Source organism: Pseudomonas sp. TMW22091 (genome assembly GCF_022496705.1).
GTDB lineage: Bacteria > Pseudomonadota > Gammaproteobacteria > Pseudomonadales > Pseudomonadaceae > Aquipseudomonas > Aquipseudomonas saxonica.
This window is the reverse complement of sequence record NZ_SCFI01000003.1, coordinates 316,048-328,371: the sequence shown is the minus strand read 5'-3', so window position 1 is coordinate 328,371 and position 12,324 is coordinate 316,048. Positions and strand designations below refer to the sequence as shown.

At 52.3% G+C, this 12,324-nt stretch carries 8 protein-coding genes; all 8 read left to right on the top strand.

Annotated elements, in window-relative coordinates; all coding sequences use genetic code 11:
• Positions 1-2 precede the first annotated feature (2 nt).
• The 8 genes from EQV93_RS07950 to EQV93_RS07915 all read left to right on the top strand — a co-directional run bounded on the left by EQV93_RS07950 (position 3) and on the right by EQV93_RS07915 (position 12,309).
• Positions 3-458 (top strand): GPW/gp25 family protein, encoded by a 456-nt coding sequence (locus tag EQV93_RS07950; RefSeq protein ID WP_146383562.1) that lies wholly within the window; start codon positions 3-5, stop codon positions 456-458.
• A 137-nt stretch (positions 459-595) separates the two neighbouring features.
• The gene (locus EQV93_RS07945; RefSeq protein ID WP_240891307.1) at positions 596-3,373 is read left to right on the top strand and encodes a hypothetical protein; all 2,778 of its coding nucleotides are present in this window, start codon (positions 596-598) and stop codon (positions 3,371-3,373) included.
• Positions 3,370-6,126, top strand: a complete 2,757-nt coding sequence (locus tag EQV93_RS07940; protein WP_240891306.1) for a hypothetical protein — start codon at positions 3,370-3,372, stop codon at positions 6,124-6,126. Before EQV93_RS07945 ends, EQV93_RS07940 begins: the two co-directional genes overlap by 4 nt.
• A gap of 63 nt (positions 6,127-6,189) precedes the next feature.
• Complete coding sequence (locus tag EQV93_RS07935) at positions 6,190-6,825, top strand: hypothetical protein (RefSeq protein ID WP_240891305.1); 636 nt, start codon at positions 6,190-6,192, stop codon at positions 6,823-6,825.
• Between the two features lie 147 nt (positions 6,826-6,972).
• Positions 6,973-7,605: a hypothetical protein gene (locus EQV93_RS07930; protein ID WP_240891304.1), complete on the top strand. Its 633-nt coding sequence runs from the start codon at positions 6,973-6,975 to the stop codon at positions 7,603-7,605.
• A gap of 277 nt (positions 7,606-7,882) precedes the next feature.
• Positions 7,883-9,367, top strand: a complete 1,485-nt coding sequence (locus tag EQV93_RS07925; protein ID WP_336247123.1) for a contractile injection system tape measure protein — start codon at positions 7,883-7,885, stop codon at positions 9,365-9,367.
• A 256-nt stretch (positions 9,368-9,623) separates the two neighbouring features.
• Entirely contained in the window at positions 9,624-11,672 is a 2,049-nt protein-coding gene (locus EQV93_RS07920; protein WP_240891302.1) for an ATP-binding protein, read from the top strand.
• A gap of 19 nt (positions 11,673-11,691) precedes the next feature.
• Positions 11,692-12,309, top strand: coding sequence for a DUF4255 domain-containing protein (locus EQV93_RS07915; protein ID WP_240891301.1), 618 nt, complete (start codon positions 11,692-11,694; stop codon positions 12,307-12,309).
• Positions 12,310-12,324: the final 15 nt, after the last annotated feature.

The following is a 12,324-nucleotide window of genomic DNA, read 5'->3' as shown; positions in this document are numbered from 1 at the left end:
AAATGGCGAATAGCTGGGATGGCATCTACGGGCGGGGCTGGAAGTTCCCACCCGAATTTACGACAGCGGGTCCGGTCATGGTGCTCGACGAAGAGGACATCGCCCAGAGCCTTGAGATCCTGTTCCGCACTGAGCCGGGTGAACGCATCATGCGCCCCGACTATGGCAGTGGCCTGCAAGCGGTGGTCTTTGAAAATATCAGCAGTGATTTGCTCGCAGCCCTGCGCACTCGCATCGCTGACAGCGTCTTGAGAGACGAGCCCAGGGTTGACCTGGACGACTTGCGCGTCGAACAGGTCTCAGGGATGCCCAACAACCTGTACATCCAGGTCAGCTACCGTCTGCATGGTATTGACCGGCTCGAAACCGTCCGTATCGAACTGGATTTAAACAGCGGTTTTAGCACCTTGCGCCGATTGGGAGCCCGTCATGATCGACTGGATACGTTTCGACGGTAAAACGCAGCGCTGGCCCCCCGTCGCTCGCCCATAGAGCGCTTAAATATACGACAGGGCTGGCGACACACTGATTAGCACGGTGCCCCATTTTGGTCACAGGGCCACTTCCACCGCGCCACGAGGAAGGTCTGATTTCTATGGATGCTAACGAAATTACCCGTGGTCCCTTCGTTCTGGATGATCGGACCCTGCAATGGCACCTGCAAAGGTGGTTGGAAGAGGCCACCAATCAAGGAGGTGACTCTGAGGTCATCTGGAAAGATTTCTGGTTTCCAGTGGCGTTTGATCTTTTAAATCCGGAGCTTTTGCAGGTTGGGCTCGAGACCTTACTCAAGGCTCCACAAGGCAACCTACCGCCACAACTGGCCTTTCTGCTGGCTTTTCTGCGCCAGCTGGAAACACCGCAAGCCCTGCTCAACACGGTTGCCGAGCGTCATCGTGATCTGTATTACCGCAAAATGCTGGGCCTGAGTGAGCGTGCCCCGGTGGCTGATCACGTGGTGGTGGGTGTTGAGCTGGTATCGGGCATCAAGGAGCGCCTGATTGCAGCAGGCACTCTTCTTGATGGGGGGCAGGATGCACAACAGAATCCCCAGCAATACGCGCTGGACAGCAATGTGGTCGCTAACGGTGGGCACTTTAGTGACTTGGGTTGGTCACTCCCCTCGGGCAGCAGCAGCGCGCCAACTGAAATTGTCTATAGCGAAGCCGACGGCATTGACTGGCCCGAAGGCGGGATGCGGTTGTTTGAAGCCCAACCTGCAGCTGCCAATTTATCGGCGAGTGCTATGGATGTGCGTAAACGGGCTGGGCGCATTATTGCCAGCCCGGCCCTTGCCCTGAACCGAGGGCAACGCACCCTGAAGCTGACCTTTGCGACGCAACCTGCTCGCCCGGATCGCTTGCTGGCCTGGTTCAGCGGAGCAGGCCAATGGCAGGCCCTGAGCGTTGACTGGGCAGATAACCGCCTTATCTTGAGTGTGGATGCCTTGGCCCCGGCCATTGAAGCAGCACCGGGACTGGATGGCTGGTCTTACAGCGTGCCCATGCTCAAACTGCAACACCCGGATGGCCTGGCAGTGCCCGCTGTCACCCACCTGACCCTTGAGGTTGTTGCCGCCCGGGATGTGCACATGGCGACAGACGCCGGGCGCGCCGCCATCAATCAACAAGTTCACCCGTTTGGCTACGAACCCTTGTGTGGCAATGCCTTTTACCTGTCGAGCAGCGATTGGCTAAAACCCACTGGCAGCGTGAGCGTCACCTTGATCCCGCAATGGCTGGGTTTGCCTGAGGAGTCTTTCGCGCAGTGGTACGCCCGGTATAAAAATCTGGGCGAGACCACGCTCGCTCCGAAATTGGGCACCAGCGACTTCCAGCTCAAAGCCTCCCTGCTCGGCACGCAGACGCCCGTGACTCCTGCCACACAGCCACTGTTCGCTGACAGCGGCAAGCGTAACAGCGCACCGGTAGCCCGGCCTCTGACCTTTGAGTTTGCTTGCCAGAGCCGTGGCCAAACAGACAGCGACGACCCGCGTGAGGGCCAGAGCCTGTGCCTGGAACTGGCCGGTCAGGACTTTCGACATGCCGAATACCGCCAGCAATTGAGCCTCGCCAGCCCTGAGGGCGAGACCTTAAAACCGCCCTGCACCGCGCTGCTGCAACGCCTGCAAGTCAACTATCAATACAACGCTGAACTCAATGGCGAGCAGGACGTGCAACAGGTACTGACGCCTTTCGGATACACCGCCGTGCCTTTGCCGAATGCAGGTTCAGAACTGTTTATTGGCTGGACCGGCGTGCTTCCCGGTCAAGAGTTGAGCCTTTACTGGAACGTGCGCAGCCCTCAATCGCAAGCGGTGAACTGGTTCTACATGACGGGTGACAACACATGGTCATCGCTGGATGCCCTTGTTAAGGACGACACCCAAGGGCTGGCTCAATCAGGTCTTTGGCGTACACGTTTGCCAGAGGATGCCTGGCTAAAAGTGGATGCTGAAGGCAGTAATGGGCGTCACTGGATAAGAGGTACGTGGGCATCGGCTAAACACGCAGAGGCAGAGGAGCCTGCCGACACCCCCTGGATATACGGCCTGTTGAGCAACGCGGTACTGGCGACCCGCGTCAGCGGCCTTGATGCCGTATTGCCCGCTGAGAACATCGCCCATGCCGTGGAAAGCCTAGAGGGTGTGCAGGGGTTTATCCAGCCCTGGCCATCAAAAGGGGGCTTGCCCGCAGAAGATGCCCCGGCATTCATGAACCGGGTGGCACGGCGCCTGGCCCACCGGGGGCGCATCGTGACCCGTGCCGATATTTCGGAACTGCTACTTGAGCGCTTCAAAGAATTGCACGAGGTGCGCATAGCCGACACGGTTCAACAGGTGCCCGCCCGGCATGAGGAACAGGCTCGCTTGAAACTGGTGGTCATTCCTGCACTGGGCGAACAAGACAACAGCGACCCTCTACAGCCAAAACTTAGCAGTGCACGTTTGAGCCAAATGAAAGATTACGTAAGAAGCCTGGCATCGCCCTGGCTGTTATTCAGCCTAGATAACCCGACTTACATATTCGTGAAGGTGTATTACAAACTCATCTTCATTGATGGTATGAGCGAAGACTATGGCTACCAGCAGGTGGTCGACACCTTGGCCAAACGTTTTATGCCTTGGGGGACGACTGGCGGTGAGGGGGCGGTGGCCGTGGGCGTCAATCTCGATTACTACGAAGTGCTGACTGCCCTCCTGCAAATGCCCTGGGTCAAGAGTGTTGAGGGGCTTGAGCTAAACGGCGCCGAGGCGTCGGTAATCGCGCAGCCTTCTCAAGTACTAATACTGGAAAGGGTGCTGGAGTCGACGCCATTTGTAGATCATGAAGATAGAGTCAGTCCAAAACGTAACTTGAGGACAACGCCATGAGCCTTTCTGATGACCTCAAAAGCGCGATCAGTACGGCGGATGTTGAGCAAAACCTGATCAATACCGTACCTGAACTACGTGAGTTCATTCACTTCGACACCTTGTGGCAGCTGGCGAGCTTGATCGTGCTGGAGCATGGTCATTTGGACTGGTCCGACACCGCCGAACATGACCCTGGCACTACCTTGTTGCAAGCGGCCACCTACGCCATTGCCGATTTAAGCTATCGGCATACCCATCCACTGATTGATCTACTCACACCTGGGCAGGGCAAGCCGGTCTTTGATCCTGCATTCGGGCCAGAAAAGGTACTGACGGTGTCTCCTGTGACAGAGGATGATTACCGCCGCGGGATTTTGGATTTGTGCAGCCTATCAGGAGATGAATTCCTATTTCGTAATGCACAACTGGTTGAAGAGGCGACAGAAGAAAGTTATCAATACTTTTATGACCGTTCTATGGGTACGTACACTTTCAAAATGAGCGAGGGTACTGTTAATAGCGAGTCACATATCTTGCTCGGCGGGTATACGCTGTATGTTGAGCCCTTCCCATCGCATGAATGGGCGATGGCGAGACCCATTCTCGAGAAGTATTTGACAGAGCATCGTAACTTGGGAGAACAGATACGTTTGATCTACCATTTTTCCGAATACCTAGATGCTGAAATATTGAGTCCCTATATTGACGTTGAATTGGACGATGACTGCCAAAACCCTACTCAAATTATGGCCGAGATTTGGAAAGTGACCACTACGGTCTTTGCGCCTTGGCCTCAACGCGAGTCAGAAGCATCCAGCGAGGGTGCAGTAGGTTCAATAGATAAATTTTATGAAGGGCCAAATCTGGTTAATGGATGGATCACTCAGCTTCCACCTGATGTGGATTACACGAAGGAAGAAACTTTTGATCTGCGCGACTTATCGCTTGAGTTGTTAAAGATTGACGGGGTTAAGCAGATACGGCGTCTAAGCTGGTCAGAAACCGAATTAGTCTGGACAAAAAATAAGGCGCCACTCAGGTTTTTAATGTTATGGGGGGAGGCAGCTCATTTCGAACTGGAGAAAGCTGATGCTACTGTAAGACTTTTCAAGCGTGGCCAGCGGCAGGCAATCAGTTCGCTAGCGAGTTTAATCAAGTGGCCTGAGAAAAAACCTCCGTCTTCGGTAACTGTCCCAGAGGGTCAATATCTTGAATCTATGGCTGAAGATATAAATATCTCCGCTCTTTTGCCTGATTGCTATGGCTTGAATGATGTCAATCAACTGAGTGATGTCGAAAAAAAGCAGCGCCAGAATTTAGAGGGCTACCTCTCACTTTTTCAACTGTGGTTCAAGAATGGTTGTGACGAACTGGCGGGGTTGCCGAAATTACTGGCTTTTGACCAGTCAGTTGACTTGATAGGTTCGGGCTATTTCCAGGATTATGAAAAGTCGCTGACGACCATCAATTACTTGCTGGGCTACTTTGGCAGCCAACGAGCGCCACGGGTGTTTAATAAAACAGGGGTAGACCTGAGAGCAGAGGACGAGTTTTTTGAAAGCCAGCGTGCTGCGTTAGCGCAATGGGGCGAATTAGGTTATGGGCGGGCCAACGTGCCGGTCAATACGGTCACAGCGTTCAATAAGCGTCTGGCTTTTCGACTGGGTATTGGCGCAGACATGTTCTCTGAAAAGCCTGACCTTGAAAAATTACCCGTTTATGTGGTCGATTACCGTACGTTGTTGCCTGAAATGCCTAATCCTGAATTTGAAAATCGCAAATTAAAGTCGGCGACACTTGTCACTACAGACGGTGTCGAGCAACTCAAGTTCGAATTTGATGAGGGGGCTCTGCCTGCTGCGGGTCAATTAATCAGTCTGGATGTGGTGGAGCCCAGCATCAAAATTCTCTGGGCATTGGTGGTGCGTGTGGAAGCAAATTATGTCTATTTGGACTTGGAAAATAATCCCCGGCTGCGAGAAAAAGCCAATCAACTTGATGGGCTAGCGGATGCCGGTGACTGCAATAACAGTGATATCTGGCTGCGGCGTATGACCTACCCCTTGGTAGATGTTGAGAATCTGCCGAAAGCCACTGTTCTAGCCTCTGACTATTTCTATCGATTGCACGTGCCTTACAGCGTTCACGTTTTCAATAATGGAGATACTGTGAAAGTTGACACATCACTGATCAAGTCCATGAGCCATTTTGACGGTTCTACCGCTATAGTTGAAGAAATTGATATTCCTTCAGGCACACTACTGGTGAAGGCAGAATCAGAATGGCCAGCAGTCAATAATGAAGTTTTTTGGTATCGTGTTGAAACTAACATTTCTGACCGTTTCTCCCTGAAAGTAGGGGTTGTACTTGATCGTGAGCGCTGGCTTAAGGAAGTTCGACCCGAAGAAGTGATGACCTGGGTGGAACAAATTGTTCGCGAAGAAATGCCCGCCCATTTACAGGCAGATGTGCATTGGCTGAGTTCAGATGAATTTGAGAGCTTTGGCTATAATTATAAAAAATGGCAGCAAGCAGCAGCCGAATCGCGGTTGGGTGAAACCAGTTATGCATTGATGAAACAGTTATCGTTGGGGCAACTTCCTGCGGCGGGTAGAGGGATTGGGGTTTATCACTTGATAACAACAGATGAAGAACGTCTTGGTGCTGAAGCGGGATGGTATTCTGAAGGTGATCCAGGCCATTGGTTAGAAGGTAGTGAAGTTGAAGTTGAAGCTGCAAGCATTGTATATGTCCCCCGAGATGTAGAATAAAGTATGCGTGGAGGGGGGGCGTAGCGTGTATAAAAAATAGTGTATCTTGATAAGGAGTCTGTGATGGCTAAGCGTTTATCAACCTTTGAATCGGAGCTGCCTGAGTTGGAAAAAGGCTTTGAAGAAATCAAGTCTCTTTTTAGAACGGGAGCGGTTCCGAAAGAGTCGGATTATGCTTCGATGATTGAGTATGTGCATTACTTGCATAAGCTGTTGGGAATTGAAGGGGCTGACTCGGATCATACACCCCAGCTAGGCAGCGGGTTAACTACTAACGCAGACGGTGTATTAAGTGTGCTCGGCTATGAGAGTCGTAGCGCTGCTGAGAAAGTGGACGCATGGATTAGTAATATCGCTTATAGGTTGAGGGCCACACATATGGCTATATCGGATGAGTGTGCGGTTTTTTTTGCATATGAAGCAGGTGATGAGGGTCCTGCTACTGTGGCAACAGGATTTGCAAGACAGGCTAATTCTTTTCCGGCTCGGTCCGGTACGCCGACTGGCTTCACACTTGACGGGGTGGACGCGCTTTGGCCCGCTGATGGAAATGAGTATGAAGGTTTTTTTAGTGGTGGCACTTTTACGCTCGCCTATAAGAGTTTGCTTGCAGTAGGTCAGGTATATAATTTGAAAATAAAGTCTGCGCCTTTGGCTCTTCCCTTAACTCGCACGCTTGATGTTGTTCGTATCGTATAGGGCTGTGGGGGCTGGATTCTGGTTTTATACCTATTAATTACTTTGTCAGTGAGGGTGTGTGATAATGCGAGCTATCAATTAAAGGCTGTAAATGATGAATTAAATATTTTATCGATTTAGGTTGTCGGAGTAGAGGGGTTTTAAGTCATGGTTGCGCGAAAAGCTAAGAATGGAACTAAATCCGATATCCCGGGGTTGGACGTGGGATATGTTGAAGTTAAGTCCCTCTTTGAGGTCGGGGCTGTTCCTCGCGAAGAGGAATTCGCTAAATTCATTAGTTACGTACATTATTTGCATAAACTATTAGGTGTTGAAGGTGATAATGAAGAGTATGTGCCTACATTGGGATCCGGGTTTGCGGTCAATAACGGTGTTTTGAGTGTAAGTGGTGGCGACCCTCCATGGTTGCTTGACATGAAAAATATGTTGGGCGCCACTTATGTTGCTTGGTCGGATAATTGCGTGGTTTTTTTTATAATACAGGACATTCCGCTAACCCCTTATGTAATTGCGACTGGCTTTGTTAGAGGTGCATTCATGTTTCCAGTTCGGACAGCGAAACCTCAGGATTTTCTTATTGACACCGTCCCACCTATATATAGCGGTTCAGATTCTGCGGGTGATAGTACATTCACCTGCTCTAGTTTTCGCTTATGGTATTTAATGAGTGAATTTTCGATTTTTCCGGGTAAGTTCTTTAGGCTTCCTATTAAAAATGGTTCTGATCAGGCTTACAAGTTATACAATCTTGAAATTAAAAAATTTGATGAGGGTTCGTAGTGGTCGTTGAAAGGGGTGAATAATATGTGGTAATGTTTTTCCAAGATATCTTAGTGTGTTGTGAAAAGCACAGTAGATAGTGTTTCTCGTCTGTGGGCGCTGTTAAATGATCACTTGTAAGTGCCGGTTGTCATAACTTTGTTCGTCATGAGTGATGAGTGCGCCAAAGTGCGGTTTTGTATAATTTGCTATCAGATTAGTCGTTTCGTGTAGAGGTTTGGCAAGTTAAAACAGAGTGCAGTCATGCGCTCATTCAGTCATTAGTACTTGTTTGTCAATGGGAGGAGCGCCAATGGCACCTGCATTGCAATGCCCGACTATTGGAAGAATTGTCTTTAGGGTTGGTATCAGTAGCCATTGTGGGAATGAGACTATTTTTATACAGCAAATTAGCCTGTTGTTTCATGATGTGCTGCGAGAGGAGTTAGACTCTGCGTTCAGGCACGCCCCAGCATTGAAAGTAGAGCGACTCACGCTACCCTTGGGCACCTTTGATGAAGCAGGTTGGGAAGCAGAGTTGCCAGTGCGGTTACGTACTCAATTAGATAAACAGATAAATGCTCTGCACCAAAACATCGAGGCTGGAATTGTATCTAAGGGGGGGCTTGTTAGAAGCGTCTTTTCTGAGTCTGAGCTAACCAGCGAACCAGGCTTTTTTCCTCGATATTATGAAGCGCGACTAGAACCGACACCCAATTATTTAGTCCGGCTTATATTGAACCCCTCAAGACTAACTTTCTGGCTCATACGGTTAAAAGTGATCACCCTAAAATCAGTAGCTACGTTACTGGTCGATGAAATACCTGTTGCACTTCTTAAACGCAAAAAAATGGCTGAAGTATTGCCCTTAAGCGCGTTGGTATATTTGCAGCGCCATCCGCAGATTGCAGTACCCAATCCTCCTGCAAGTTTAAAAACGCTACCGGTGGCAATCCACGTAACAACCCTGCGCATCTGGCTACCGCGCTTGCTGGCTTATCCATTGCGTGCCGAAGTTCGTCAATGGCTGCACCTGCTGTGCACCACCGGCGAAGCAAAAAAATGTTTGGCTGAAGCACTGGCCTCAATTAGCCCGACTCAAGTACGTACCTCTCTCTCGCCCGTACGTACAGATCCACTTGAAGTGCCCCCAGCGAGTACACAACCGTTGCCGTTTAGCGCGCCCCGGGCAAAGGCCCAACCCACCCCCCGCCCAGAACCCCCGATCCGCATCAACTCCGGCATGACCTGGCCCATCCATGAAGCCGGTCTTGTGCTGCTGTGGCCCCTGTTGCCTTCATTGTTTAAAAAAATGGGCCTGCTGGTGGATCAGCAATGGGTGCAACCGGAAGGTAACTACCGTGCTATGCGCTGTCTGCAAGCGCTGGTATGGGGTGAAGGGCCATTGATGTGGGGTGAGGACTGGCCTGATTCAGCGTTGTTGCGCTGGTTGTGTGGCATGCCACTCGGCTTGCCACTGGCAGCGCCAGACGGGTTTGAAGACAACCCTGATGACCTCGCCGAGCTGGATGCCTGGCTGGCCAGACCGCCCACGGCGCCTCTGGACAATTGGTCGGACTTTTCCCTTGCAGAACTGCGCGAACGTTTTCTGCAGCGCCCGGGAAAATTGAGCCTGCAAGGCGGGCGATGGTCGCTGGAGATTGAGCTGGAGCCGGGTACCTCGACCCCACCGCCGGTGCCGTGGCCTGTTTCGGTGTTGAGTTACCCGTGGTTAATGCAGCCGTTGTACCTCAGCTTTTATGAAGCGGCTTCTGTGGGGTGAACATCTCGGACGTCGTCAGCAACCAGGATCTAAGCGAAAAACCCGTAGCAGTTGACGAGTAATGCGAGGCGACGTTCGACTGCGCAGCAGTCGTAAAATAATTCAGCCTTGAGGTTCGCACCCCGAGAGCTTGCGACGATTGCATCGTCGAACGCAGCCTCGCATTACTCGTCAGCTGCTACGGGGATGGTCGTTTTCACGCCACCGAGCGCGTGTCTGCACGCTATTTAAGCCGACAGTGAGGGTATTCAACGCAATGACCGACTATTTGCTGGACTTGACCGCTCAGCTCGAAGACGTTGATACCCGCTTCAAACGGCGTATTCGCGATCTGCTGGAGCAGAACACGATGGCCAATCTGTCGCAGTTGTTGCTGCCTCAAGCGCACGTGTTGCTGGAAAACCTTGTGGCTCAAGTGGGCGTAACGCGCTGGGAGCAGGAGATTCCCGGCTGGGAAGAGTACCGCTGGCGAGGCACGCTGCGCCCCGGCAGCCGGTTGGCCCAGTTGTTGGGGCATTTCGACCTCAACCCGTTTGAGCGTGATGTGTTGCTGTTGTGCCTGTTACCCATGCTCGATGCCGGGTATAGCACGCTGATTGCCTGCCTGCGCGGTGAGAACCGTTCGGCCATCACCGCAGAGTTTGCGCTGTCGTTGCTGTGCAGCAATGTTATTGAGCAAGCGCATGGGCAACTGTATCTACACCCCGGCGCGAATTTGTTTTCACACGGGCTGTTCAAAACCGATCCGGTGTTCGCCGGTTCGCTGCAAACACCTTTGACCCTTGATCCTGGGGTTTTCCACTTTCTGCTGGGGCATGAGGCGTTGCCATTTGCCCTGGAATTAGGCGCATCCTGGGTGGTGCCATCTTCACAGTTCATTGAACACACATTCGCCGAGCACTTGAGTCGTTGCTGTCAGACCGCTAACCGGCAGGGGGCGGTGTGCGTGGTGTTGCGCACCTCCTCCGAAGCCAGTGTCGCCGGTCTGGTCGCTCAAATTTTGGCGCGTAATGATCGGCAAACACTGTTGCTGGACCTCAACCTGCTGCCCGAAGACCTCACACAGGCTTGCGGTTTCGTCACCCAGGCGCTGCGCGAAGTGCGCATGCGCGGGGCCGGTTTGTTGCTGAGCGGAGCAGGAGCCGTGCGAGACAGCCGGCCGCATGTACTGGCGTTTCTGGAGTCGCGTCTGGCCCGGCATACAGGGCCTGTGTTGATGGTCATTGCCCGGCATTTGCCGGTGGTGCGCTTGAGCAACCTGCCCCATGTGGTGCTGGAGGTGCCCAGCGACGTGGTGCATATCGGCACGCGCCTTTTCTATCAGCAGGTTGGGGCGCTGGGGGTTGAAGAGAGTGTCGATATTGCTCGCTTGGCGCAGCGCTATCCACTGCAACATGCGCACGTGGCGATCACCCTGCAAGAGGCCAGCCTCTATGCGAGCCAGCGCTGCGATGAAGCTTTGCTGAATGAAGGCGATTTACGTCGGGCATTGCAGGTGCGCACCCATCAGGATTTTGGCTCGCTGGTGCACCGTATCGAACCGGTGCGCACGTTTGGCGACTTGATCGTCAGCAGCGAAGTGCAGGTACAGCTCAAGGAAATACTGAGCGCCATCCGTCAACGCGAAGGGGTATTGAACAGGGGCTTTGGCCATAAGCTTGGGCGTGCAACCGGCATCAGCGCATTGTTTTATGGTGAATCGGGCACCGGTAAAACCATGACCGCCGAAGTGCTGGCGGGCGAGTTGGGGGTGGACTTGATACAGATTGACCTGTCAGCGGTGGTCAACAAGTACATCGGTGAAACGGAAAAGCATCTGGCAAAAATTTTCGACCTGGCGGAGCGCGACTGCGGGGTTTTATTTTTCGACGAAGCCGATGCCTTGTTCGGCAAACGCACTGCCACCCAGGACTCCCATGACCGCCATGCCAATATTGAAGTGTCGTACTTGTTGCAGCGCTTGGAGCAGCATCCGGGGCTGGTCATTTTGTCGACCAATAACCGCGCCAACCTGGACACCGCCTTTAATCGGCGCATCACCTTCATGACCCGTTTCAGCATGCCCGATGCCAGCATGCGCGAACGGATGTGGCAGGCCATCTGGCCCCATGGTCTTGCATTAAGTGATGCCATCGACTTCGCCGACCTTGCCCGGCGAGTAGAAATAACTGGTTCCAACATCCGCAATGTGGCGCTGTTGGCAACGTGGCTGGCTGCCGAGGATGAGGCCCGGTGTGTCGAGCTTCGCCACCTTGAACAGGCACTCAAGCGCGAGATGGGCAAGTTGGGAAAAATCTATTCATGAGCGTCGTGGAGGATGTGAGATGAAATCGACCAAAGACAATACAGAGGACGCAATAATCAAGCTCAACAGTGCTTTGGCAGCTACCTTGAAAACGCACTTAAATGGAAATATCGAAATTCGTTTTGATCTTCCGAAACTCGATACGCAGGTGGAATCACCGACCGTGAGTGTGTTTCTTTACCAACTGACCGAAGACATGGAGCTGCGTGAGGGTGAGCCTCGTCAATACTTAATAGACGAGAGAAAATACAAGGTCGCCAATGTTTATCTTCGTTGCTCTTTCCTCATCACCTATTGGGACCCCTCGGATGGGGTAGAGTCCGCTCAGGGGCCGGACAGTCAGCAAATGAAAGTGATCAGTTGGATCACCGGTGCGCTGATTAACAACCGGGAATTGCCTGATGGCGGCAGTCTTTTCTCGCGCCTGATGCCTTCGGAGCATTTGAACAGCCTCGGTAATTTTTGGCAGGCATTGGGTAATCGCCCCAGACTTTGCCTGACTTACGATGCAACCATTCGGGTGCCGTTGAACGGCCCTGAAAAAGATCTAGGGCCTGTGGGTGTAATCGGGGTAGAAGCGTCTCACTTGCCTGATCCAACCGAAGAACAAGAGGCACCAAAGAAGAAAAAACGCTGAAGCAATAACTGCAGT

What these genes read in the sequence shown, in the direction of transcription:
- EQV93_RS07950 (WP_146383562.1), top strand. Translation starts at nt 3, where the DNA reads ATGGCGAATAGCTGGGATGGCATCTACGGGCGGGGCTGGAAGTTCCCA.
- EQV93_RS07945 (WP_240891307.1), top strand. Translation starts at nt 596, where the DNA reads ATGGATGCTAACGAAATTACCCGTGGTCCCTTCGTTCTGGATGATCGG.
- EQV93_RS07940 (WP_240891306.1), top strand. Translation starts at nt 3,370, where the DNA reads ATGAGCCTTTCTGATGACCTCAAAAGCGCGATCAGTACGGCGGATGTT.
- EQV93_RS07935 (WP_240891305.1), top strand. Translation starts at nt 6,190, where the DNA reads ATGGCTAAGCGTTTATCAACCTTTGAATCGGAGCTGCCTGAGTTGGAA.
- EQV93_RS07930 (WP_240891304.1), top strand. Translation starts at nt 6,973, where the DNA reads ATGGTTGCGCGAAAAGCTAAGAATGGAACTAAATCCGATATCCCGGGG.
- EQV93_RS07925 (WP_336247123.1), top strand. Translation starts at nt 7,883, where the DNA reads ATGGGAGGAGCGCCAATGGCACCTGCATTGCAATGCCCGACTATTGGA.
- EQV93_RS07920 (WP_240891302.1), top strand. Translation starts at nt 9,624, where the DNA reads ATGACCGACTATTTGCTGGACTTGACCGCTCAGCTCGAAGACGTTGAT.
- EQV93_RS07915 (WP_240891301.1), top strand. Translation starts at nt 11,692, where the DNA reads ATGAAATCGACCAAAGACAATACAGAGGACGCAATAATCAAGCTCAAC.